Here is a 22,336-nt window from a genome sequence, read left to right on the forward strand (position 1 = left end):
ACCGACACGAACCGCCCCCGGCCGGACCCCGCGGGGTGCCACCCCCGCGCCGGCCCGGGACCTGCTGCGGGCCGGCTGCAGCGCCGTGGTGGCGGCGGTGGCGGGCGTCACCTGGTGGCGGAGGCGCCGGGGCTCTCGCCTACGCTGAGGCATGGGCCTGCTGCACACATACACCGCCGACGTCGTCTGGACGGGGGCCGGCGCGACCGGCACCACGGGGTACGGCGCCTACGCGCGCGACCACGAGGTGCGGGTCGACGGCAAGGCGCCGATCCTCGGCTCGTCGGACCCGGCGTTCCGCGGCGACCCCGCCCGCCACAACCCCGAGGAGCTGCTGGTCGCGGCGCTCGCGCAGTGCCACATGCTGTGGTTCCTGCACCTGGCGTCGGCGGCCGGCGTCGTCGTGGTCGCCTACACGGACCGCGCCGGCGGCACGATGCGCGTGGAGGCGGCCGGGCACGGCCAGTTCACCGAGGTGGTGCTGCGGCCGCAGGTGACGATCCGGCCCGGGGGCGCCGTGCCCGCGGACGAGGACCCGTCCGGCCTGGACGCGCAGCTCGCGGACCTGCACCGGCGCGCGCACGAGCACTGCTTCATCGCGCGGTCCGTGAGCTTCCCGGTGCGCACGGACCCGGCGCCGGCGGTCCTGGAGGCCGCCGGCGCCGCGGACGTCACGCGCTGACGGCCTCGCGCGCCGGCTCGAGCACCTCGGCCAGGAACCGGCCGGTGTGGCTGGCCGGCACGGTCGCCACGTGCTCCGGGGTGCCCTCGGCGACGACCGTGCCGCCGCCGGACCCGCCCTCGGGGCCCATGTCGATGATCCAGTCGGCGTTCTTGATGACGTCGAGGTTGTGCTCGATGACGATCACCGAGTTGCCCTTGTCGACGAGGCCCTGCAGCACGCCCAGCAGCTTGCGGATGTCCTCGAAGTGCAGGCCGGTCGTCGGCTCGTCCAGGACGTACGCGGTGCGACCGGTCGACCGGCGCTGGAGCTCGGTCGCGAGCTTGACGCGCTGCGCCTCGCCGCCGGACAGGGTGGGCGCCGGCTGGCCGAGGCGGACGTAGCCGAGCCCGACGTCGACCAGCGTGCTCAGGTGGCGGCTGATCGCCGGCACCGCGGCGAAGAACTCCGCGGCCTCCTCGATCGGCATGTCGAGCACGTCGGCGACGGTCTTGCCCTTGAAGTGCACCTCGAGCGTCTCGCGGTTGTACCGGGCGCCGTGGCAGACCTCGCACGGGACGTACACGTCCGGGAGGAAGTTCATCTCGATCTTGAGGGTGCCGTCCCCGGAGCACGCCTCGCAGCGGCCGCCCTTGACGTTGAACGAGAACCGCCCGGCCGTGTAGCCGCGCACCTTCGCCTCGGTGGTCTCGGCGAACAGCTTGCGGATCCGGTCCCAGACGCCGGTGTACGTCGCGGGGTTCGACCGCGGCGTGCGGCCGATCGGGCCCTGGTCGACGTGCACGACCTTGTCGAGGTGCTCGAGACCGGACACGCGCTTGTGGCGCCCGGCCACCCGGCGCGCGCCGTTCAGCTCGTTGGCCATGACGGTGTAGAGGATCGAGTTGACCAGCGTCGACTTGCCGGAGCCGGACACGCCGGTCACCGCCGTGAGCGTCCCGAGCGGGAACGTCACGTCGACGTTCTGCAGGTTGTGCTCGCGCGCGCCGTGCACGGTCACCTGGCGCTTCTTGTCCACCTTCCGGCGCGTGGCGGGCATCGGGATCGACCGCCGGCCGGACAGGTACGCCCCCGTGACCGACTCGCGCGACGCGAGCAGGCCCTTCAGGTCGCCCGAGTGCACGACGCGGCCGCCGTGCTCCCCCGCGCCCGGGCCGACGTCGACGATCCAGTCCGCGGTGCGGATGGTGTCCTCGTCGTGCTCGACCACGATGAGCGTGTTGCCGAGGTCGCGCAGCCGGGTGAGCGTGTCGATGAGGCGGCGGTTGTCCCGCTGGTGCAGGCCGATCGACGGCTCGTCCAGGACGTACAGCACGCCCACCAGGCCGGAGCCGATCTGGGTGGCCAGCCGGATGCGCTGCGCCTCGCCGCCGGACAGCGTGGCGGCGGCGCGCATGAGCGAGAGGTAGTCGAGGCCGACGTCGAGCAGGAAGCCGAGCCGCGCCTGGATCTCCTTGAGCACCTGCTCGGCGATCTGCCGCTCGCGCACCCCGAGCTCGAGGGCGTCGAGGAACCCCTTCGCCTCCCGGATCGGCAGGGCGCAGACGTCGGCGATGGACTTGCCGCCGACGAGCACCGCGAGCACCTCGGGCTTGAGGCGCGCGCCCTCGCACACGGGGCACGGCACCTCCCGCATGAAGGCCTCGTACTTCTCCTTGCTCCACTCCGACTCGGTCTCGGAGTGGCGGCGCTCCAGGAACGTCACGACGCCCTCGAAGCCGGTGGAGTACTGCCGCTCGCGCCCCCAGCGGTTGCGGTACTTCACGTGCACCTGGTGGTTCTCGCCGTACAGCACGGCCTTGCGCGCACGCTCCGGCAGGGCGCGCCACGGCTTGTCCATCGAGAACCCGAGGTCGTCCGCCAGCGCGGAGAGCACCCGCTCGAAGTACTCCGAGGAGATCTGCGCCCACGGGGCCACCGCCCCGTCGCGCAGCGAGAGGTCCTCGTCCGGGACCACGAGCTCCGGGTCGACCTCCAGGCGCGAGCCGATGCCGGTGCACTCCGGGCACGCGCCGTACGGCGCGTTGAAGGAGAACGTCCGCGGCTCGATCTCCTCCAGCGTGAGCTGGTGGTCGTTGGGGCAGGCGCGGTTCTCGGAGAACCGCCGCTCGCGCTCCGGGTCGTCCGCGTCGAGGTCCACCATCTCGGCCACGAGCAGCCCGCCGGCGAGCCCGAGGGCCGTCTCCACGGAGTCGGTCAGCCGGCGCTGCACGCCCTCGCGGGCGACGAGGCGGTCGACCACCACCTCGATGTCGTGCTTGAGCTTCTTCTCGAGCGTCGGCGGCGACGCGAGCTGGACCACCTCGCCGTCCACGCGCGCACGGGCGAAGCCCTTCGCCTGCAGCTCCTTGAACAGGTCCGCGTACTCGCCCTTGCGGCCGCGGACCACCGGCGCCAGGATCTGGTACCGCGTGCCCTCGGGCAGCTCGAGCAGCCGGTCGACGATCTGCTGCGGGGTCTGGGCGGTCACCCGCTCCCCGCAGACCGGGCAGTGCTGCGTCCCGGCGCGCGCGAACAGCAGGCGCAGGTAGTCGTAGACCTCGGTGATGGTGCCGACGGTCGACCGCGGGTTGCGGTTGGTCGACTTCTGGTCGATCGACACCGCGGGCGAGAGCCCCTCGATGAAGTCGACGTCGGGCTTGTCCATCTGCCCGAGGAACTGCCGGGCGTACGCGGACAGCGACTCGACGTACCGCCGCTGGCCCTCCGCGAAGATCGTGTCGAACGCCAGCGACGACTTGCCCGACCCCGACAGCCCGGTGAAGACGATGAGCCTGTCGCGCGGGAGGTCCAGGTCGACGTTGCGCAGGTTGTGCTCGCGGGCCCCCTGGACCACCAGTCGATCGTTCACGCGCGCCATGCTACGGCGGACCTCCGACAACCGCACATGTGTTCGAACGGCGTGCGGCAGCGTGCTCGCGCGACGTCGCAGGTCGCCGCATGATGGGGCGGTGCCCGCGCAGCCCCCCGCCGTGACCGACGCCACGCCCGAGCCGACACCCCGGGCCCCCCTCGCCCCCGCCGCGCCGCCGGACCCGGCGACCCCCCTCGCGGAGTACGCCGTCCTGGGCGACGGCCGCACCGCGGCGCTGGTCTCCCGATCCGGGTCGGTCGACTGGTGGTGCGCCCCGCGGTTCGACTCCCCCGCCGGGTTCGCGGCGCTGCTCGGCGGCCCGGAGCACGGGCGCTGGCTGCTCACGGCACCGGACGCGACGTCGGTGCGGCGCCGCTACCTCGGCGACTCGTTCGTCCTCGAGACGACGTTCCGGACGCCGACGGGGACGGCGGTGCTGCTCGACGCGATGCCGCTGGGAGACGGCCGGTGCGACCTGGTGCGCCACCTGACCGTGACGGAGGGCACCGTGCGGGTGCGCCACGAGTGGGTGGTCCGCTACGGCTACGGGGCGGTCACGCCGTGGGTGCACCGCGTCACCGACCCCGACGGGCGCGAGGCCGTCCAGGCGGTGGCGGGCCCCGACAGCCTGCTGCTGCGCGGCGACCGGCTGCCCCGGCCGCAGCGCACGGCGGGCGGCCACCGCGCGCACGTCGACGAGGTGGACATGTCCGAGGGCGAGAGCCTCGAGCTGTCGCTCACGTGGGCGCCGTCGTGGCTGCCCGTGCCGCGCGCGCCCCGCCTCGAGCACCGCGTCGAGGCGACCGAGCACCGCTGGGGTGCGTGGGCGCGCGCCGCCCGGTACGAGGGGCGCTACCGGGCCGCGGTGGTCCGGTCCCTGCTCGTGCTGCGCCTGCTGACCGACGCGCAGACCGGCGGCATCGTGGCCGCCGCGACGACGTCCCTGCCGGAGGACCTGGGCGGCGAGCGCAACTGGGACTACCGGTACTGCTGGCTGCGCGACGCCGCGATGACGCTCGAGGCCCTGCTCGAGCACGGGTACCGCTCCGAGGCCCAGGCGTGGCGGCAGTGGCTGCTGCGCGCCGTCGCGGGCGACCCCGAGGACGTGCAGATCATGTACGGGGTGGACGGCTCGCGGGATCTGCCCGAGCGGACGCTCGACCACCTGCCGGGCTACGCCGGCTCGCGTCCCGTGCGCGTGGGCAACGCGGCCGTCGGGCAGGTGCAGAACGACGTGCTCGGGGAGGTGATGTGCGCACTGCACCTCGCCCGGGCCGCGGGGGTCGAGGAGAGCGCCGACTCGTGGTCGCTCCAGGTCCGCCTGGTCGACCACCTGTGCGGCGCGTGGCGCCGGCCCGACTCCGGGATCTGGGAGGTGCGCGGCGCGCCGCGGCACTTCACGCACTCCAAGGTCATGGCGTGGGCGGCGCTCGACCGGGCGGTCCGCGCCGTCGAGGAGCACGGGCTCCCGGGGCCGGTGGAGCGCTGGCGGCGCGAGCGCGACGCGGTGCACGCCGACGTGCTGGCCCACGGGTGGCACGCCGGCCGCGGCACGTTCGTGCAGCACTACGGCGCCGAGCACACGGACGCCTCCCTGCTCCAGCTCGTCCAGGTCGGGTTCCTGCCGCCCGACGACCCGCGGCTGCTCGCCACGGTCACCGCCGTCCGCGACGAGCTCGAGGTCGCACCCGGCCTCCTGCACCGGTACCGGACGGACCGCACGGACGACGGCCTGCGCGGCGGCGAGCACCCGTTCCTCGCCTGCTCCGGCTGGCTCGCCGACGCCCTCGCCCGGCAGGGGGACGTGGCGGGGGCGACGGCGGTCCTCGACGTGCTGACCTCGCTGCCGGGTGACCTCGGGCTGCTCGCCGAGGAGTTCGACCCGGGGACCGGGCGGATGATGGGCAACCTCCCCCAGGCCCTGTCGCACCTCGCGCTCGTCCGCGCCGCGCACAGCCTGGACGAGGCGCTCGTCCGGGGCGCGTCCGCGCAGCCGTCCGGGACGGCGGACCGGCCGTGACCGGGCCCGTGGCGGCGTCCGGCTACACGGGCGACGTCGTGACCGGCGGGCCGGCGGACGTGCGGGTGCTCGACGAGGTCGTGCTGCGGAAGGTGTCGGTCGGGCCGATGGACAACGCGGCCTACACGCTGGTCTGCCGCCGCACGGGCGCCCAGCTGCTCGTGGACGCGGCCGCGGAGCCCGGGCGGCTGCTCGCGCTCGTGCGGGACGGCTCGCCCGCGGGACGGCTCGACCTCGTGGTGACGACCCACCGTCACGCCGACCACCTCGGGGCCCTCGCCGCCGTGCTGGACGCCACGGGCGCGGCGCACGCCGCCGGGGCGGACGACGCCGCCGCCGTCGCCGCGGGGGCGGGCACGACGCCCCCGCGGCCGCTGCGGCACGGCGACGTGCTGGCGGTCGGAGCCGTCGCACTGGAGGTGGTGGCCCTGCGCGGGCACACGCCCGGCGCGGTGGCGCTGGCCTACCGGGAGCCGGACCGGGTGCGGGCGGACGGTGCGGTGCCGGGCCGCGTGCACCTCCTCACCGGGGACTCGCTCTTCCCGGGCGGCCCCGGCCGCACGGCGGACCCGGCGGCGTTCGCGGCGCTCATGACGGACCTGGAGCAGCGGGTGTTCGGCCGCTTCGGGGACGACACGTGGGTGTACCCGGGCCACGGGCGCGACACCACGCTCGGCGCCGAGCGTCCCCACCTGGCGGCCTGGCGCGCACGCGGCTGGTGAGCGCGGCGGCCGGTTCCCGGCCCGACCCGCGGACCCCCTGCCGGGAGCGTGGACCACGGTGCACAATCGGTACGAACCCGGCGTCCCGGCCGCGTCGTGGTCTGCGATAGTGACCGACGGCATCGTCAGCAGCACCGGAGGGACACCCATGTCGAACGACGGCACCGCCACGCCCGGCCAGGAGGGCCCCGAGCCGTCCCCGTGGTCCGCACCGGGGGCGGGTGACGAGCGCCCCGCGGCGCCCGCCCCCTCCGGCTACGAGGCGGACGCCGCCGCCGGACCGGCCCCCTCCGGCTACGAGGCCCCGACGGCGTCCTGGCCCTCCGCCCCCGGGACTCCGCCCGCCGGGGATCCGGCCGCCGAGCAGCCGGGCTCCGGCCCCGACGGCGGGTACGGCCCGCCTGCGTACGGCGCGCCCGGGTACGGCGCGCCCGGGTACGGGCAGCCCGGCTCGCCGCAGGCGGGGTACCCGCAGCCCGGCGGCGAGCAGCCCCCGGCACCGCAGCCCGGGTACGGCCCGGCCGGCCAGCCCGGGTACGGCGGGTACCCGCAGCCGACCGGTCCCGCGCAGCCCGCAGGCGGGTTCCCGGCCGGCCCGGGGGCGGGCGGCTACCCGCCGCCCCCCGGTGGCGGCTACCCGCAGGCCCCGTACGGCGGCGGGCAGTACCCCGCACCGCAGGCCCGCGGGACGGACGGCGTCTCCATCGCGGCGCTCGTCACCGGCGTGCTCATGATGGGCGTCGTGCCGATCGTCCTGGGCATCCTCGGCCTGAACCGCACCAAGAAGAACGGCACGCAGGGCCGCGGGCTCGCCATCGCCGGCATCGTCCTGGGCGCGCTGGAGATCCTCGGAGCGATCGCGATCGCGATCATCGTGCTCGTGGCGGTCCGCTCCTACGACGCCCGCATGGACGACCTGCGCACCGACTGCGCGGCGGGCGACATGGCGGCGTGCGACGACCTGTACGACGAGTCGAACGTCGGCACCGACGAGGAGGACTTCGGCTGGACGTGCGGCGGCCGGACGCAGGGCGGTGGCGGCTGCACGGACATCGGCGCGTTCACGTACGGCGACGACCCCGACCTGGACGCGCTGTGGGACGCCTGCGACGGCGGCGACATGGCCGCGTGCGACGAGCTGTACTTCTCGTCCGGCTCGGGCACCGACTACCAGGAGTTCGGGGACACGTGCGGCGGGGAGACCACCGGCGGCGACCTGTGCGACACCGGTACGGGCGGCACGGTCGACGGGGCCAAGTCGTACGGGGACGACCCGGACCTCGACGCCCTGTGGGACGCGTGCGAGGCCGGCGACGCCGGGGCGTGCGACGACCTCTACTGGTCCGCACCGAGCGGGTCCGAGTACGAGGACTTCGGGGGCACCTGCGGCAACCGCTCCGACTCCTACGCGATCTGCGAGGACCTGATGGCGACGTCCTGACGACGGGACGGCCGTGACCGAGGGCCCGGGGCGTCACGCCCCGGGCCCTCGTCCGTCCGGCACCTCAGCGCTCGACCGGCCCCAGCCACGCGGTGGCCACGGTCGCGTGCGCCGACTCGTCGTCGGAGGGGTGGAACATCCCGGCGAGCACGTCGCGGTACAGCCGCCCGAGCTCGTCGCCGCTGACGTACGTGCCGCCGCCGGACACCCGCACCGCCCGGTCCACGACCTCGCGGGCCGTCTCCGTCGCCCGGACCTTGAGGCCGACGACCTTGGCGAACCACAGCGAGCCGTGGTCCACCCGCTCGTCGACGTCCCGGGCGAGCGCCCACACCTGCGGCTCGATGCCGTCCTGCGCGATGGCCGCGTCGGCGACGCGCCACCGGATGTCCGGGTCCTGCGCGTAGCTGCGACCGTCGTGCTTCATCGACGTCCGGCGGTGCGCCGCCGCGACGGCGAGCTCCAGCGCCCGCCGCCCGATGCCCGTGTACACGGCGGCCAGCAGGATCTCGAACACCGCGAACAGCGCGAACACGTACGGGTCCGCGCTCGGTCCCGGAGGGAGCGCGCGGACGACCCGGCCGGGAGCCGCGTACGCGCCGGCGAGCACCGTCGTGCAGGACTGCGTCGCCCGCATCCCGAGGGTGTCCCAGTCGTCCCGGGTCTCGACGCCGCCGTCCTCGCGCGCCACGACCGCGTGCACCAGGCGCGGGCCCTCGGGGTGGGCCTCGTCCAGCCCGAACGTGGCGAGCCGGGTCCACACCGGCGCCAGGGACGTGAAGATCTTCGTCCCGGTGAACCGGTAGCCGCCGTCCGGCTGGCGCTCCGCGCGGGTCCGCGAGCCGAACATCACCAGGTCGTTGCCGGCCTCCGAGTTCCCGAACGCGAACACCTCCCCCGCCGCGGCCTCGCGCAGCACGAACGCGAGCGAGTCGTCGCCGCGGTCGGCGAGCACCTTCGCCATGCCGGTGACCACCAGGTGCATGTTCACGGCGAGGGCGGTCGCCGGCGCGGCCGCCGCGAGACGGGTCTGCTCCCGGGCGACCTCCTCGAGGGTCAGGCCGGCGCCGCCGAGCCGCTCGGGGACGAACGCCGCGAGGTACCCGGCCGCGCGGAGCTCGGCGAGGTCCTCGTGCGGGAACGTGTTCTGGCGGTCGTGGACCGGGGCGCGCTCGGCCACCCCGGCGAGCAGCGCGTCCGTCAGCAGGCTGCGCGCGACCATCACGCACCACCCGCTCGCCGGCCGGGGACGTTCGGGACGGGGAGGCACCACGTGCGGCTCATGGCCCCACTGTGGCACGGCCGCGCCGCGGGGTGGACGCCGGTCCCGGACCGTGGGGCGCTCGGGCAGGATGGCCCCATGACCGTCTTCGCCGTCCGGTACACCTACGACTCGCGCACCGACGTCCAGGACGAGGTGCGTCCGCGGCACCGCGGCTACCTCCAGCAGGTCGCGGACCGCGGGGAGCTGCTCGGCTCCGGCCCGTTCACGGACGGCGCGCCGGGGGCGCTGCTCGTGCTCCGCGTCGCCGACCGCGCCGCGCTGGACGCCGTGCTCGCCGACGACCCGTTCGCGGCGGCCGGCGTGATCGCCGACGTGGAGGTCCGGGTGTGGAACCCGGTCATCGGGCCGTGGGCGGCCGGCCTGGCGGGCTGAGCACCTCCCCGGGCGCGGGCCGCCGCGGCGGGCCGCCGGGTCAGTCCGCCCGGACGGCCTCGCGCCGCTCGTCCCGCCGGGAGGCCGCGATGCTCGTCACGGCCGTCACCCCGAGCGTCACCACGATGACCGCCAGCGAGACCCACGTCGGCAGCTCGGGCGCCCACGGCACCGGCTCCCCGCCGTTCACGAACGGCAGCGCGTTCTCGTGCAGCGCCTGGAGCACCAGCTTCACGCCGATGAACCCGAGCAGCACCCCCAGGCCGATGTTGAGGTACCGCAGCCGGGTGAGCAGCCCGCCGAGCAGGAAGTAGAGCTGGCGCAGCCCCATGAGGGCGAACACGTTCGCCATGAGCACCAGGTACGGCTCCTGCGTGAGGCCGAACACCGCCGGGATCGAGTCGAAGGCGAACAGCAGGTCGGTCGCGCCGATCGCCACGAGCACCAGGAGCATCGGCGTGACGTGCCGGCGGCCGTCGACCTTCGCCGTGAGCCGCACGCCGTGGTACTCGCTGCTCGTCGGGAGGACGCGCTGCACGAGGCGCACGAGCGCCGGCGGCCGGTAGTCCTCCGCCTCCTCCTCGTCGCCCACGCCCTCCCGGGCGACCTTGACGGCCGTCCACACCAGGAACGCCCCGAACAGGTAGAACACCCACGAGAACGACGCGATGGCCGCCGCCCCGATGCCGATGAAGATCCCCCGGAACACCAGGGCGAGGATGATCCCGACGAGCAGCGCGGTCTGCTGGTACTGCCGGGGCACGGCGAACCGGGACATGATCAGCAGGAACACGAACAGGTTGTCGACCGACAGCGAGTACTCCGTCAGCCACCCGGCGACGAACTCCCCGGCGGGGTCGGCGCCCCACACGGCCCACACGAGGACGGCGAACGCCACCGCCAGCCCCACGTACACCCCGAGGTAGCGCAGGCACTCGGCCGTGGACGGGATGTGCGGCCGCCGGCCCACCACCGCGACGTCCACGATCAGGACGGCGGCGGCGAGGCCGAGCGACACGCACCAGACGAGCGGCGAGACGTCCAACGGGTCAGTGCTCCTTGCTGGCGGGCTCCTGCGCGGCGGTCACGGCGGCCGGCGCGGCGTCGCGGTCGCGCCGGGTCTTGGCGAGGCTCGCGATCGTGGCGACGGTGAGCGTACCGAGGATCACGAGCAGCGAGAGCCACGTGGGGATCTCGGGGGCCCAGTCGATGTGCTCGCCGCCGTTGATGAAGGGCAGCTCGTTGACGTGCATCGCGTGCAGCACGAGCTTCACGCCGATGAACGCCAGGATGAACGCGAGGCCCTTGTTGAGGTACACGAGGCGCTCGAGCAGGCCGCCGATGAGGAAGTACAGCTGCCGCAGGCCCAGCAGCGCGAACGCGTTGGCCGTGAACACGATGTACGGCTCCTGCGTGAGGCCGTAGATCGCGGGGATCGAGTCGAGCGCGAACAGCACGTCGGTGGCGCCGATCGCGACCATGACGAGCAGCATCGGGGTGATGAGGCGCTTGCCGTCGATGCGCGTGGTCAGCCGGTCGCCGTGGTACTCCTCGGTGGTCGGCAGGACCCGCTTGAGCAGCGTGACCGCCAGGCCGTCCTTGCGCTCGCCGGCGTGGGACAGCTCGTCCTCGTCGTGCTTCTCCCGGGCGAGCTTGATGCCGGTGTAGACCAGGAACGCGCCGAACAGGTAGAAGACCCAGGACCACTGCTCGATCGCGGCGGCACCCACGAGGATGAAGACGGTGCGCAGCACGAGCGCGATCGCGACGCCCACCAGCAGCACCTTCTGCTGGAACTCCCGCGGCACCGCGAACTTCGTCATGATGATGAGGAAGACGAAGAGGTTGTCGACCGAGAGGCTCTTCTCGGTCACGTACCCGGCGAAGTACTCGGTGCCGTGGTCCCAGCCCCACACGATGCCGAGCCCGATGCCGAACACGATCGCCAGCACGATGTAGACCGTCGACCACGTCGCGGCCTCACGGAACGACGGCGCGTGCGGCGTGCGGACGTGCGCGAAGAAGTCGAACACGAGCATCCCGACGATCGCGACACCTGTCGCGATCCAGACCCACAGGTCCACGGACATGGATCACCCTCCGGTACAGACGACTGAGTACCGGAGGTCTCTCCCACCCGGTGCTGACCGGGCCGACGGCCCCGGGCCGGCTACGGAGGCGACCGTGATGACGGGGGCGTCGTGTCGGGATACTCCCCTCCACTGCGTGCGCCAGCATAGGTCATCAGTCCCACACGCACAGCACGGGACGGGGGTGCGGCGCGTCACGCCACGCAGAACTCGTTCCCCTCGGGGTCCGCCATGACCACCCACGCGCCCTCGCGCGGGTCGTCGACCTCGCGCAGCACCATCCCGCCGGCGGCCACCAGCGCCTCCGCGTGCTGCCGCGCCGCGGCGAGCTTCGCCGCCCGGTCCTGCCGGTCCACGCCCTGCGCGTCGGACCAGCGCACGTCCAGGTGCACGCGGTTCTTGACGACCTTGTCCTCCGGGACCTTCTGGAAGAACACCCGGGGGCCGGCCCCGGCGGGGTCGACGATCGCGTAGGCGGGGTCCCGGTCGTCGTCCGGGCCGATCCCCCACGCGTCCATCGCCTCGTCCCAGCTCGCGAACGGCGGCGGGGGCGGCTCCTCGACGTAGTCGAGCGCGGCGATCCAGAACCGGCCGAGCGCGCTGGGGTGGTGGCAGTCGATCACGACCTGGACCTGCAGGGACATGGCGGCCTCCGAGGACGGGCGGGTGGGGCGGACGGGGTCAGGCCGTCGCGGCGTGCATCTGCCGGAGCTCCTTCTTGAGCCCCGAGATCTCGTCCCGCAGCCGGGCCGCCAGCTCGAACTGCAGCTCCCCCGCCGCGGCGTGCATCTGGTCCGACAGCTCCTGGATGAGGTCCGCGAGCTCGCCCGCGGCGGCACCGGCGAGCTTCGTGCGCTCGGTGGCCGGCTGCGCCTTGGAGCCGAGCCCGGGGACGGGCGCCTTGCCGCGGCTGGACTGCCGGCCGTTGCCGCCGAGCAGCTCGGCGGTGTCGGCGTCCTCGCGCGCGAGCAGGTCGGTGATGTCGCCGATGCGCTTGCGCAGCGGCTGCGGGTCGATGCCGTGCGCGGTGTTGTACGCGATCTGCTTCTCGCGCCGGCGCTCGGTCTCCTCGATGGCGAGGGCCATGCCGGGCGTGATCTTGTCGGCGTACATGTGCACCTGGCCGGACACGTTGCGCGCCGCTCGGCCGATGGTCTGGATCAGCGACTTGCCGGAGCGCAGGAAGCCCTCCTTGTCGGCGTCGAGGATCGCGACGAGCGACACCTCGGGCAGGTCCAGGCCCTCGCGCAGCAGGTTGATGCCGACCAGCACGTCGTACTCGCCCATCCGCAGCTCGCGCAGCAGCTCGACGCGCCGCAGCGTGTCCACCTCGGAGTGCAGGTACCGCACCCGGACGCCCTTCTCCAGGAAGTAGTCCGTGAGGTCCTCGGCCATCTTCTTGGTGAGCGTCGTGACCAGCACGCGCTCGTCCTTCTCGACGCGCTGGCGGATCTCGTCGAGCAGGTCGTCGATCTGTCCCTTGGTCGGCTTGACGACGACCTCGGGGTCGACCAGCCCGGTGGGCCGGATGATCTGCTCGACGACCCCGTCGGACTGGGCGAGCTCGTAGTCGCCCGGGGTGGCGGACAGGTAGACCGTCTGCCCGATGCGCTCGACGAACTCCTCCCACCGCAGGGGGCGGTTGTCCATGGCGCTCGGCAGCCGGAAGCCGAAGTCGACGAGGTTCCGCTTGCGCGACATGTCGCCCTCGTACATCGCGCCGATCTGCGGGACGGTCACGTGCGACTCGTCGATGACGAGCAGGAAGTCCTCGGGGAAGTAGTCCAGGAGGGTGTTCGGCGCGGTGCCGGCGGCACGGCCGTCGATGTGCCGCGAGTAGTTCTCGATGCCGGAGCACGACCCGATCTGCCGCATCATCTCGATGTCGTAGGTCGTGCGCATGCGCAGGCGCTGCGCCTCGAGCAGCTTGTTCTGCCGCTCGAGCTCCGCCAGACGCTGCTCGAGCTCGAGCTCGATGCCGCTGATCGCGCGCTCCATGCGCTCCGGACCCGCGACGTAGTGCGTCGCGGGGAACACGTGGACCTGCCGCTCCTCGCGCACCACGTCGCCGGTCAGCGGGTGCAGCGTCTGGATGGCCTCGATCTCGTCGCCGAAGAACTCGATGCGGATCGCGAGCTCCTCGTACACCGGGATGATCTCCACGGTGTCGCCGCGCACGCGGAACGTGCCGCGCGTGAAGGCCATGTCGTTGCGCGCGTACTGCATCGACACGAACTGCCGCAGCAGCTGGTCGCGGTCCACCTGGTCACCGACGTCGAGCGTGACCATGCGGTCGACGTACTCCTGCGGGGTGCCGAGGCCGTAGATGCAGGACACCGACGCGACGACCACGACGTCGCGCCGCGTCAGCAGGGACGACGTCGCGGAGTGCCGGAGCCGCTCGACCTCGTCGTTGATGGACGAGTCCTTCTCGATGTAGGTGTCCGTCTGCGCGATGTACGCCTCGGGCTGGTAGTAGTCGTAGTACGAGACGAAGTACTCGACCGCGTTGTTCGGCAGCAGCTCCCGGAACTCGTTCGCGAGCTGGGCGGCGAGCGTCTTGTTGGGCGCCATGACGAGCGTCGGGCGTTGGAGCCGCTCGATCAGCCAGGCCGTCGTGGCGGACTTGCCGGTACCCGTGGCGCCGAGCAGGGTGACGTCCTTCTCCCCCGCCCGGATGCGGCGCGCGAGCTCGTCGATCGCGGCCGGCTGGTCGCCGGAGGGGCGGTAGTCGGACACCACCTCGAAGGGGGCGACGGTGCGCTGCAGGTCGGTCACGGGACGCATGCGTCCACCGTACGTCCGGGGTCCGACACGCGCCCCGGCCGGGGCGCCGGGTTCGCGCAGGGCGTGCGGTCGCGACGCACCCCGCGCGGCCGCGCCGGACGGCTCAGGCCAGCGTGCCCGCCGCGATCGGGACGTCCTGCGTCGTCCGCAGCGCGGCCCGCACCACGGCCCCGAGGCCCGTCGCGGCGCTGCCCGCGTCGAGCGACGCGCTCCCGGCGGGCACCTGCTCGGGCAGCCGCGGCACGTGCACGAAGCCGCCGCGCGCCCCGGGCACCCGGCCCCCGGCGAGCTGGTCGGCCAGCGCGTACGCGACCGTGTTGCACACGTACGTCCCCGCGGTGTTCGACACCTCGCCCGGCACCCCGGCCTCCAGCACCGCCGCGAGGCACGCCTTCACCGGCAGCGACGACAGGTGCGCGACCGGCCCGCCGGGCACGACCGGCACGTCCACCGGCTGGTCGCCGTCCTCGTCGGGGATCCGCGCGTCCTGCACGTTGACGGCGACGCGCTCCACCCCGACGGCCGACCGCCCGCCGGCCTCCCCCACGCACACGACGAGGTCCGGCCGGACCTGCGCGAGCAGCTCGGCGAGCCGCCGCGGCGCCCGGGCGAACGACACCGGCAGCAGCGCCGTGACGAGCACGGCCCCCTCGTCGGTCTCGGACCAGCCGCCCGCGACCGCGCGGACCGCCGCCCAGGACGCGTTCACCGGCTGTCCCTCGAAGGGCTCGAACCCGGTCAGCAGGACCGTCGCGGTCACGGGGCGTCGACCTCGCGCTCGTCCCGGCGCTCCGCGGCGAGCCGGTCCCACAGGGCGTCGACCTGGGCCTCCAGGTCCGCCGGGGCGCCCGAGCCGTCGAGCACGACGTCCGCGGCGGCCTCGCGCTCGGCGTCCGTCGCCTGGGCGGCGATGCGCCGCTCGGCCTCCGCCCGGTCCATGCCCCGCGTCCGCACGAGCCGCTCCGCCCGCAGCAGCGCGGGCGCCTGCACGAGGACGACCAGGTGGAACGACCCCGCGTACCCCGACTCCACGAGCAGCGGGATGTCGTGCACGACCACGGCGCCGGCGTCCGCGGCGGCGGCCGCCGCCTCGCGCTCCGCCGCGAGCCGCCGCACCACGGGGTGCACGACGGCGTTGAGCCGCTCGCGGGCCTCCGGGTCGGCGAACACGACCGTCGCGAGGGCGGGGCGGTCGAGCGTGCCGTCCGGCGCCAGGACGCCGTCGCCGAAGGCCTCCACGACCTCGGCGAGGCCGGGCGTGCCCGGCGCCACCGCCTCCCGGGCCAGGACGTCGTAGTCGATCACGACCGCCCCGCGCTGCTCGAGCCGCGTCGCGGCGACGGACTTGCCCGCGGCGATCCCTCCGGTCAGGCCGATGCGCTGCATGACCCCATCGTGCCGTGCCGCGACGCCTCGCCGCACCCGGGGTCGGCCCCGGCGTCCGGGCGGCCGGGCGTCAGCGGACCTCGAAGCCCCGCTCCCGCAGGTGCGCCTTGACCGCGCCGACCGTCAGCGTGCCGAAGTGGAACACGCTGGCCGCGAGGACGGCGTCGGCGCCCGTCGCGGCCGCCTCCGCGAAGTGCTCGACGGTCCCCGCGCCGCCGCTGGCGATGAGCGGCACCCGCACCTCCCGCCGGACCGCCCGCAGCATCTCCAGGTCGAAGCCCGCGGTGGTGCCGTCGGCGTCCATCGAGTTGAGCAGGATCTCCCCGGCGCCCAGCTCCGCGGCCCGGGCGGCCCAGGCCACGGCGTCGATGCCCGTGCCGCGGCGCCCGCCGTGCGTGGTGACCTCGTACCCCGAGTCGGTGCGGACGTCCCCGGTCACGCGCCGCGCGTCCACCGAGAGCGTGAGCACCTGGGAGCCGAACCGCTCGGCGATCTCGGCGATCAGCTCCGGCCGCGCGATCGCCGCGGTGTTGACCCCCACCTTGTCGGCGCCGGCGCGCAGCAGCCGGTCGACGTCGTCCGCGGAGCGCACGCCGCCGCCGACGGTCAGCGGCACGAACACCTGCTCGGCGGTGCGGCGCACCACGTCGTACGTCGTCTCGCGGTCCGAGGACGACGCGGACACGTCGAGGAACGTCACCTCGTCGGCGCCCTCGCGGTCGTACCGGCGGGCGAGCTCGACGGGGTCGCCCGCGTCCCGCAGGTTCTCGAAGTTGACGCCCTTGACCACCCGGCCGGCGTCGACGTCCAGGCACGGGACCACCCGCAGCGCGACGGACACGGCTCACTCCCCCCCGGTCGCGTCGTCGCCGGCGTCGTCGGACGCGGGCGCGCGGGTCGCGAGCAGGTCGATGACGAAGACGATGGTCTGCCCGGCGAGCTCCTCGCTCTGCGTCGCGCCGAGCGCGTACGCCGGCGGCACGACGAGCATCACCTGGCTGCCGACGGTCTGCTCGACCAGCGCCTCCGACCACGCCGGGACGTCGTCCAGCGAGAACGTCGAGGGGCTGCCCGTGGTCCACGTCGAGTCGAACGGCTCGCCGGTCGCCCAGACGAACCCGGTGAACTGCACCGTCACGACGTCGCCCTCGGACACCTGGGGGCCGGTCCCGCGGAGCAGCGGCTGGACGACCAGGTCGGGCGGCGGCTCCGTCCCGGTCGGCGTGATCGACGGCGCGCCGTCGGCGTCGAGCTGCACGGCGGGGACACCCTCGCGCGGCTCGACGGGCTCGCCGTCCGCCCGCACCGGCAGGACGTCCAGCACGGTCACCGTCGGGTAGGACGAGGAGCCGGTGTCGGACGCGGGGCTGATCTGCAGCAGCCGCGCACCCACGCGCTGGCCGGACAGCGTGGCGTACAGGTCCTTGCCGAGGTCCTCCTCGGTCAGGAGCCGCGGGGTGGGGCTGGAGCTGTAGGACTCCTTGACGAGCGTGGCGTCGGAGGCGTCCTCGAGCCAGAAGTCCAGCAGCACCGGGCGGCCGTCCTCGAGCTCCGGGCCCGTGCCCTCCCAGACCACCTCGTGCAGGGGCTCCGCGACCCGCAGCGGCGTCCGGTAGGTGACGGTCGGCGCCTGCCCGGCGTCACCGGACACGACCACCTCGGGGGGCTCGGGCTCCTGCGAGGCGCACCCCGCGAGCAGCAGTGCCGCAGCGGCGCACGCGGCCACGAGACGTCGCACGTCGTTCCTTCCCAGCGTCCTGCACGATCCGCCGCCCACTGTACGGGGCCGCGGACCGCCTCCCGGACGGTCACATCGACTCGATGAGCCTCTCGACGCGGTCGTCGACGCTGCGGAACGGGTCCTTGCACAGGACGGTGCGCTGCGCCTGGTCGTTGAGCTTGAGGTGCACCCAGTCGACCGTGTAGTCCCGCCGGGCCTCCTGCGCGGCCTGCACGAACTCCCCGCGCAGCTTGGCGCGGGTGGTCTGCGGCGGCACCGAGGTCGCCTCGAACACCTCGACGTCCGTGGTGACGCGCTCGACCAGCCCGCGCTGCGCGAGCAGGTTGTACAGGCCCTCCGTGCGGGAGATGTCGTGGTACGCGAGGTCCATCCGCGCGACCCGGACGTCCGACAGGTCGAGGCCGTGCTTCGCCCGGTACCGCTCGATGAGGCGGTACTTGATGACCCAGTCCAGCTCCCGCTCCACCAGCGAGAGGTCCCCGGTGCGCAGCGCCCGCAGCCCGCGCTCCCACAGGTCGAGCACCTGCTTGACCTCGGGCGTCGGGTCGGACTCGGACGTCACCCAGTCCTGCACCCGGCCCAGGTACTCCTCCTGCAGGTCGACGGCGGTGACCGTCCGGCCGTTCGCGAGCGTCACCGGGTGCATGCCCGTGACGTCGTGGCTGATCTCCCGGATCGCGCGGATCGGGTTCTCCAGCGTGAGGTCCCGCATCGGCAGGCCGGCCTCGACCAGGCGCAGCACCAGGTCGGTCGACCCCACCTTGAGCATCGTGGTCGTCTCGGACATCGAGGAGTCCCCGACGATGACGTGCAGCCGGCGGTAGTGCTCGGCGTCGGCGTGCGGCTCGTCGCGGGTGTTGATGATCGGCCGCGACCTCGTGGTGGCCGACGACACGGACTCCCAGATGTGGTCCGCCCGCTGCGACAGGCAGAACACCGCGCCGCGCGGGGTGGTCAGGACCTTGCCCGCGCCCGTCAGGACCTGCCGGGTGATGAGGAACGGCACGAGCACGTCGGACAGCCGCGAGAAGTCGCCCTGCCGCCGCACCAGGTAGTTCTCGTGGCATCCGTAGGAGTTGCCCGCGGAGTCGGTGTTGTTCTTGAACAGGTGGATCCGGCCCGACAGGCCCTCGTGCTCCAGGCGCTGCTGCGCGTCGGCGACCAGCCCCTCGAGGATCCGCTCCCCCGCCCGGTCGTGCGTGACCAGCTGGCGCCAGTCGTCGCACTCCGCCGTGGCGTACTCGGGGTGGGAGCCGACGTCGAGGTACAGCCGCGAGCCGTTGCGCAGGAACACGTTCGACGACCGGCCCCACGCCACGACCTTGCGGAACAGGTAGCGGGCGACCTCGTCGGCGGACAGGCCCCGCCCGTCGTCGGCGGCGCACGTCACGCCGTACTCGGTCTCCAGGCCGAAGATCCGTCGGTCCACGTTCGCCTCCCGGCCTCAGGCCCCGCCGGCGGACGCCAGCAGGTCCTCCAGCACGACGCCGGACAGGCGCCGGAACGCCCGCCGCGGCCGGGTGCGGTCGAGCACCGCGACCTCCAGCTGCGCGGCGGGGATGACGCGGCGGTCGTCCTCGTCGGCGCCGTCGGACGGCGTGCCGAGCACGCGCACCGCGAGACCGAGCACGTCGGCGAGCGGCATGCCCGGCACCCACGCGCCGGCCACCTCGTCGCGCAGCCGCTCGGCCTGGCCGCCCATGACCACGAACCCGCGCTCGTCCGCCACCGACCCGTCGTACGACAGCCGGTAGATCTGGTCCGTGGCGGCGTCGGCGCCCACCTCCGCGACGACGAGCTCGACCTCCAGCGGCTTGGACTCCGTGGTGAAGACCGTGCCGAGCGTCTGGGCGTACGCGTTCGCGAGCCCGCGGGCGTTGACGTCCCGGCGGTCGTAGGAGTAGCCGCGCAGGTCGGCGTACCGCACGCCGGCCACCCGCAGGTTCTCGAACTCGTTGTACTTGCCGACCGCCGCGAAGGCGATGCGGTCGTAGATCTCCGACACCTTGTGCAGCGCCCGGGACGGGTTCTCGGTCGCGAACGCGATGCCGTCCTCGTAGGCGAGGACCACGACGGACCGGCCGCGGGCGATGCCCTTGCGCGCGTAGTCCGCCCGGTCCTTCATGAGCTGCTCGGGCGAGACGTAGAACGGCATGCTCATGCGGGGTCACCCTCCTGCCGGGCCCGGGCGTGCTGCTCGGCGCGGTCGGCCAGCACCCGGGCCACCACCTCGCCGAGCGCGTCCTGCGGCACCCGCAGGTAGCCCGCGGCGGTCACGGTCGCCACGACCGGCCAGATGCGGCGCGCCTGGTCCGGTCCCCCGGTCGCCGAGTCGTCGTCGGCGGCGTCCACCAGGGCCTCCACCGCCACGCGGACCGCCGCGTCGGCGTCGAGCCCCGGCTGCCAGAGCTTCTTGAGCGAGCCGCGCGCGAACACGGACCCCGAGCCCACGCTGTGGTGCTGGTGCTCCTCGTAGCGCCCGCCGGTGACGTCGTACGAGAAGATCCGTCCGCTGCCGCGGTCCAGGTCGAACCCGGCGAACAGCGGCACCACCGCGAGCCCCTGCATCGCGAGCCCGAGGTTCCCCCGGATCATCGTGGCGAGCCGGTTCGCCTTGCCGTCGAGCGAGAGCAGCGTGCCCTCGATCTTCTCGTAGTGCTCGAGCTCGAGCTGGAACAGCCGGACCAGCTCGACGGCCAGCCCGGCGGTGCCGGCGATCCCGACGGCCGAGTAGTCGTCGGCCGGGAAGACCTTCTCGATGTCCCGCGAGGCGATCTGCGAGCCCATCGTGGCGCGCCGGTCGCCCGCCATGACCACCCCGCCGTCGAACGTCAGCGCGACGATCGTGGTGGCGTGCGGGGCGGGCACCTCACCGACCGGCAGCGCCGGGCGCCGGCCCGGCAGCAGGTCCGGGGCGTGCTGGGACAGGAAGTCGACGAAGGACGACGACCCGGGCGTCGTGAAGGCGCCGGGCAGCCGCCCCGCGGGGCTCAGCGGGTCGGTCGGCACGCGTCACTGCCCGCCCTTCTGCACGAACCCGCGCACGAACTGCTCGGCGTTGGTCTCCAGGACGTCGTCGATCTCCTCGAGGAGCGCGTCGACCTCCGCGTCGCGCTGCTGCGCCGCCGCGGTCGCCTGCTCGACGTCCGGGCCGTCGACCGGCTCGTCGTCCTCGCGGCGGTCCCGAGCGCGTTCCTGACCTGATCGGTCGGCCATCGTCCACCTCCGGCGGTAGTCCGGACGGGGCCCGGAGAGCTGGACCGGGCACCGCAGTGGCACCACCCTAGGCCCTGGTCGGCGCGGGTTCGCGTGCGCCACGGGGCCGCCGCCCCGCACCGGCCGGCGGGGGCGTCAGGAGCCGAGCGCCTCCAGCAGGCTGGCGACGTCCGGCGAGCCCGCCAGCAGGCCCTCGACGTGCGCCCGCGTGCCGCGCAGCGGGTCGCGCATGGGGACGCGCCGGAGCGTCGGCGCCCCGGGGACGTCGAAGACGACCGAGTCCCAGGACGCCGCCGAGACGTGCGTGCCGAAGCGGGCGATCGTCTCGCCGCGGAAGTACGCGCGCGTGTCCTCCGGCGGGTGCGACACGGCCGACGCGACCGCCTCGTCCGTCACGAGGCGCTCGACCGCTCCCGCGCCGACGAGCCGGTGGTACAGCCCGCGCTCGGGTCGCACGTCGGACCACTGCAGGTCGACGGCGGCGAGGCGCGGGTGGTCCCAGTCCAGGTGGTCGCGCCGCCGGAGCCCCTCGAGCAGCCGCATCTTGGCGAGCCACTCCACCTCCCGGGCGCACGACGCGGGGTCCGACCCCAGCCGCTCCAGCAGCGAGCCCCAGCGCGCGACGACGTCCGCGGTCTGCGCGTCGACCTCCGCGGCGCCCCGCCCGAGCGCGGTGCGGACGGCCGCGAGATACTCGCGCTGCACCTCGAGCGCGGTCAGCCGGCGCCCGTCGGCGAGCGGCAGGCGCGCGGTCAGCGTGAGGTCGTGGCTGACGGTGTGCACGGCGCGCACCGGGTCGGCGAGCGCCAGGCGGTCCAGCGCGGTCGCCAGGTCGGCGGCGGCGCCGGACGCGATGCGCTCGACCAGCCACAGCACCAGGGACGTCGTGCCGAGCTTGAGGTACGTCGGCACCTCCAGCAGGTTCGCGTCCCCGATGATGACGTGCAGCCGGCGCCAGCGGTCCGGGTCGGCGTGCGGCTCGTCACGGGTGTTGACGATCGGGCGGCGCAGGGTCGTCTCGAGGCCGACCTCCGCCTCGATGTAGTCCGCCCGCTGGGAGAGCTGGAACCCGGCCTCCTCGCCCCGCTGGCCCAGGCCGACGCGGCCGGCGCCCGTGAAGACCTGGCGGGTCACCAGGAACGGCATCACCCGCGCGGCGAGGTCCGCGAACGGCACCGCGCGGTCGACGAGGAAGTTCTCGTGGGTGCCGTAGGTCGCGCCCTTGCCGTCGACGTTGTTCTTGTAGAGCGCCACGTCGGGCAGCGCGGCGGTCGACGCCAGGGCGCGCACCGAGGCCAGCATGACGAGCTCGCCCGCCCGGTCCCAGCGCACGGCGTCGAGCGGGTTGGTCACCTCCGGCGACGAGTACTCGGGGTGGGCGTGGTCGACGTACAGGCGCGCGCCGTTGGTGAGGATGACGTTCGCCGCACCGGGGTCCTCGTACTCCTCCACCAGCGAGCGGGCGACCTCCTGCGGGCCGTCGCCCGACGGTGCGGGCCGGGCCGGGTCGTCCGTCAGCAGCGACGGGTGCGCCGCCGCGCGCTGCAGGTGGAAACCGCGTGCGTCCTGCAGCGGGTCCTCGTCGTCGTAGTCCCACCGGGCCCTGGTGCGGCCGGCCCCGCGGGCGGCGGCGTGCACCGCCACCACGTGGCTGGACAGCAGCATGGGGTTGGCGGTGGGGCGGCCGGGCTGCAGCACGCCGTACTCGGTCTCGATCCCCATCACGCGGCGCACGGTCAC

At 74.2% G+C, this 22,336-nt stretch carries 20 protein-coding genes; 5 read left to right on the plus strand and 15 right to left on the minus strand.

Translation table 11 applies throughout. The features are described from left to right. Positions 1-151: 151 nt before the first annotated feature. Complete coding sequence (locus P9841_RS02015) at positions 152-682, plus strand: OsmC family protein (protein WP_283320455.1); 531 nt, start codon at positions 152-154, stop codon at positions 680-682. On the opposite strand, the gene uvrA is transcribed toward P9841_RS02015, so the two are convergent. Beyond that, complete coding sequence (gene uvrA, locus P9841_RS02020; RefSeq protein WP_502848268.1) at positions 672-3,533, minus strand: excinuclease ABC subunit UvrA; 2,862 nt, start codon at positions 3,531-3,533, stop codon at positions 672-674. The genes P9841_RS02015 and uvrA overlap by 11 nt on opposite strands. A gap of 100 nt (positions 3,534-3,633) precedes the next feature. Here uvrA and P9841_RS02025 point away from each other — a divergent pair, with 100 nt between their 5' ends. From P9841_RS02025 to P9841_RS02035, 3 genes are all read left to right on the plus strand, one after another. Further along, complete coding sequence (locus P9841_RS02025; RefSeq protein WP_283320457.1) at positions 3,634-5,556, plus strand: glycoside hydrolase family 15 protein; 1,923 nt, start codon at positions 3,634-3,636, stop codon at positions 5,554-5,556. Beyond that, positions 5,553-6,278: an MBL fold metallo-hydrolase gene (locus tag P9841_RS02030; RefSeq protein ID WP_283320458.1), complete on the plus strand. Its 726-nt coding sequence runs from the start codon at positions 5,553-5,555 to the stop codon at positions 6,276-6,278. Before P9841_RS02025 ends, P9841_RS02030 begins: the two co-directional genes overlap by 4 nt. A 148-nt stretch (positions 6,279-6,426) precedes the next feature. Then, positions 6,427-7,719 (plus strand): DUF4190 domain-containing protein, encoded by a 1,293-nt coding sequence (locus P9841_RS02035; RefSeq protein WP_283320459.1) that lies wholly within the window; start codon positions 6,427-6,429, stop codon positions 7,717-7,719. Positions 7,720-7,783: 64 nt separating this feature from the next. Here the strand turns inward: P9841_RS02035 and P9841_RS02040 are convergent, their stop codons facing one another. Beyond that, complete coding sequence (locus P9841_RS02040) at positions 7,784-8,941, minus strand: acyl-CoA dehydrogenase family protein (protein ID WP_283320460.1); 1,158 nt, start codon at positions 8,939-8,941, stop codon at positions 7,784-7,786. Positions 8,942-9,079: 138 nt separating this feature from the next. Between P9841_RS02040 and P9841_RS02045 the strand changes: the two genes are divergently transcribed. After that, positions 9,080-9,376: a YciI family protein gene (locus P9841_RS02045; RefSeq protein WP_283320461.1), complete on the plus strand. Its 297-nt coding sequence runs from the start codon at positions 9,080-9,082 to the stop codon at positions 9,374-9,376. Between the two features lie 40 nt (positions 9,377-9,416). Here P9841_RS02045 and P9841_RS02050 read toward each other — a convergent pair whose 3' ends face one another. The 13 genes from P9841_RS02050 to dop form a co-directional block, all read right to left on the minus strand. Beyond that, on the minus strand, positions 9,417-10,421 hold the full coding sequence (locus P9841_RS02050) for a TerC/Alx family metal homeostasis membrane protein (RefSeq protein WP_283320462.1): 1,005 nt from the start codon (positions 10,419-10,421) through the stop codon (positions 9,417-9,419). 4 nt (positions 10,422-10,425) lie between these two features. Next, complete coding sequence (locus P9841_RS02055; protein ID WP_283320463.1) at positions 10,426-11,466, minus strand: TerC family protein; 1,041 nt, start codon at positions 11,464-11,466, stop codon at positions 10,426-10,428. A gap of 194 nt (positions 11,467-11,660) precedes the next feature. After that, a complete protein-coding gene (locus tag P9841_RS02060) occupies positions 11,661-12,110 on the minus strand; it encodes a VOC family protein (protein ID WP_283320464.1) in 450 nt (149 codons plus the stop codon). A gap of 37 nt (positions 12,111-12,147) precedes the next feature. Next, positions 12,148-14,253 carry an excinuclease ABC subunit UvrB gene (gene uvrB, locus P9841_RS02065; protein ID WP_283320465.1) on the minus strand — a complete coding sequence of 702 codons (2,106 nt, stop codon included), beginning with the start codon at positions 14,251-14,253 and terminating at the stop codon, positions 12,148-12,150. Positions 14,254-14,356: 103 nt separating this feature from the next. Further along, positions 14,357-15,013 (minus strand): pyroglutamyl-peptidase I, encoded by a 657-nt coding sequence (gene pcp / locus P9841_RS02070; protein WP_283320466.1) that lies wholly within the window; start codon positions 15,011-15,013, stop codon positions 14,357-14,359. Beyond that, the gene (coaE, locus tag P9841_RS02075) at positions 15,010-15,639 is read right to left on the minus strand and encodes a dephospho-CoA kinase (protein WP_283320467.1); all 630 of its coding nucleotides are present in this window, start codon (positions 15,637-15,639) and stop codon (positions 15,010-15,012) included. Before coaE ends, pcp begins: the two co-directional genes overlap by 4 nt. 70 nt (positions 15,640-15,709) lie before the next feature. Beyond that, entirely contained in the window at positions 15,710-16,480 is a 771-nt protein-coding gene (gene hisF, locus P9841_RS02080) for an imidazole glycerol phosphate synthase subunit HisF (protein WP_283320468.1), read from the minus strand. Between the two features lie 3 nt (positions 16,481-16,483). Next, positions 16,484-17,377 carry an FKBP-type peptidyl-prolyl cis-trans isomerase gene (locus tag P9841_RS02085; protein ID WP_283320469.1) on the minus strand — a complete coding sequence of 298 codons (894 nt, stop codon included), beginning with the start codon at positions 17,375-17,377 and terminating at the stop codon, positions 16,484-16,486. Between the two features lie 70 nt (positions 17,378-17,447). Further along, entirely contained in the window at positions 17,448-18,809 is a 1,362-nt protein-coding gene (pafA, locus tag P9841_RS02090; RefSeq protein WP_283320470.1) for a Pup--protein ligase, read from the minus strand. Between the two features lie 15 nt (positions 18,810-18,824). Further along, complete coding sequence (prcA, locus tag P9841_RS02095) at positions 18,825-19,541, minus strand: proteasome subunit alpha (protein ID WP_283320471.1); 717 nt, start codon at positions 19,539-19,541, stop codon at positions 18,825-18,827. Beyond that, positions 19,538-20,389 (minus strand): proteasome subunit beta, encoded by an 852-nt coding sequence (prcB, locus tag P9841_RS02100; protein WP_283320472.1) that lies wholly within the window; start codon positions 20,387-20,389, stop codon positions 19,538-19,540. Before prcB ends, prcA begins: the two co-directional genes overlap by 4 nt. A 3-nt stretch (positions 20,390-20,392) precedes the next feature. Next, positions 20,393-20,596 carry a ubiquitin-like protein Pup gene (locus P9841_RS02105; protein WP_222172431.1) on the minus strand — a complete coding sequence of 68 codons (204 nt, stop codon included), beginning with the start codon at positions 20,594-20,596 and terminating at the stop codon, positions 20,393-20,395. Between the two features lie 135 nt (positions 20,597-20,731). Further along, positions 20,732-22,336, minus strand: a complete 1,605-nt coding sequence (dop, locus tag P9841_RS02110) for a depupylase/deamidase Dop (RefSeq protein WP_283320473.1) — start codon at positions 22,334-22,336, stop codon at positions 20,732-20,734.

It is taken from the genome of Cellulomonas sp. ES6 (assembly GCF_030053835.1).
Taxonomy (GTDB): Bacteria; Actinomycetota; Actinomycetes; order Actinomycetales; family Cellulomonadaceae; genus Cellulomonas.

Bases quoted from the DNA above. Each gene is read 5' to 3' on its own strand.
- coaE (WP_283320467.1), bottom strand. From the start codon at position 15,639: ATGCAGCGCATCGGCCTGACCGGAGGGATCGCCGCGGGCAAGTCCGTC.
- P9841_RS02060 (WP_283320464.1), bottom strand. From the start codon at position 12,110: ATGTCCCTGCAGGTCCAGGTCGTGATCGACTGCCACCACCCCAGCGCG.
- P9841_RS02045 (WP_283320461.1), top strand. From the start codon at position 9,080: ATGACCGTCTTCGCCGTCCGGTACACCTACGACTCGCGCACCGACGTC.
- prcA (WP_283320471.1), bottom strand. From the start codon at position 19,541: ATGAGCATGCCGTTCTACGTCTCGCCCGAGCAGCTCATGAAGGACCGG.
- P9841_RS02015 (WP_283320455.1), top strand. From the start codon at position 152: ATGGGCCTGCTGCACACATACACCGCCGACGTCGTCTGGACGGGGGCC.
- P9841_RS02040 (WP_283320460.1), bottom strand. From the start codon at position 8,941: ATGGTCGCGCGCAGCCTGCTGACGGACGCGCTGCTCGCCGGGGTGGCC.
- P9841_RS02035 (WP_283320459.1), top strand. From the start codon at position 6,427: ATGTCGAACGACGGCACCGCCACGCCCGGCCAGGAGGGCCCCGAGCCG.
- uvrB (WP_283320465.1), bottom strand. From the start codon at position 14,253: ATGCGTCCCGTGACCGACCTGCAGCGCACCGTCGCCCCCTTCGAGGTG.
- P9841_RS02055 (WP_283320463.1), bottom strand. From the start codon at position 11,466: ATGTCCGTGGACCTGTGGGTCTGGATCGCGACAGGTGTCGCGATCGTC.
- P9841_RS02105 (WP_222172431.1), bottom strand. From the start codon at position 20,596: ATGGCCGACCGATCAGGTCAGGAACGCGCTCGGGACCGCCGCGAGGAC.